The following is a 797-nucleotide window of genomic DNA, read 5'->3' as shown; positions in this document are numbered from 1 at the left end:
CACTTCACTAGCCCGTCTTATGCACGACGATGGGCCTTTGAGGCTGGCGGATGTAGCTTAAGCGATCGATTTGGCGCAGGATTCGGTTGCAACCCTTCCACCGCATCTCGCGAGCCACACCCGTCGTGACCGAGGATACGTTGCTGCCGCTGTCTTTTCCAGCCGTCGGACGCAAGAAGATCACAGCTGCGTTTGACGGCGGTCGCATCACATCGGATGGCGGCGTGATGCTTCTGGCGGCCGCCGAACGCGTTTGCGACTGGCAGACCGGCTTGCGGCTGCGATCCACGATCCACGTGATCGAGCGCGCGTGACGCACGCCATGACCGACATCCTGCGCGCCCGCATCTTCGCCATCGCCTGCGGTTATGAGGATGCCAACGATCTCAACCGGCTGCGCACCGATCCAGCCTTCAAGCTCGCCTGCGGACGGTTGCCCGATAGCGGGCTCGACCTGTGCTCGCAGCCGACGTCGCGGCTGGAGAACCTGCCCGACGTCAGGACCGTCATCCGGGTCGGCCGGGTGCTGGTCGATCTGTGGCTGTCGAGCTACGCCGCGCCGCCGAAAAGCGTCACGCTCGACGTCGACGATACGCTCGATGTCGTTCACGGCCATCAGCAGCTGTCGCTCTTCACCGCCCACTACGACGAGCGTTGCTTCCTGCCGATCCATGTCTATGACGCCGCCACCGGCCGCCCGGTCGCCATGATCCTGCGCCCCGGCAAGACCCCGACGGGCGAGGAGATCCGCGGCTATCTGCGCCGCCTCGTGCGCCGCATCCGCGCCCGCTGGTGAA

1 pseudogene is annotated in these 797 nt (G+C 65.4%); it reads left to right on the top strand.

The features are described 5' to 3' along the window. Positions 1 to 125: 125 nt before the first annotated feature. A pseudogene (locus tag RFN30_RS32295) lies at positions 126 to 793 on the top strand (IS1380 family transposase); the annotation flags it as partial. Positions 794 to 797 lie beyond the last annotated feature (4 nt).

It is taken from the genome of Mesorhizobium dulcispinae, from assembly GCF_033977345.1.
GTDB lineage: Bacteria > Pseudomonadota > Alphaproteobacteria > Rhizobiales > Rhizobiaceae > Mesorhizobium > Mesorhizobium dulcispinae.
The sequence above is the reverse complement of the archived record's forward strand: the minus strand, read 5'-3'. Positions and strand labels throughout refer to the sequence as shown.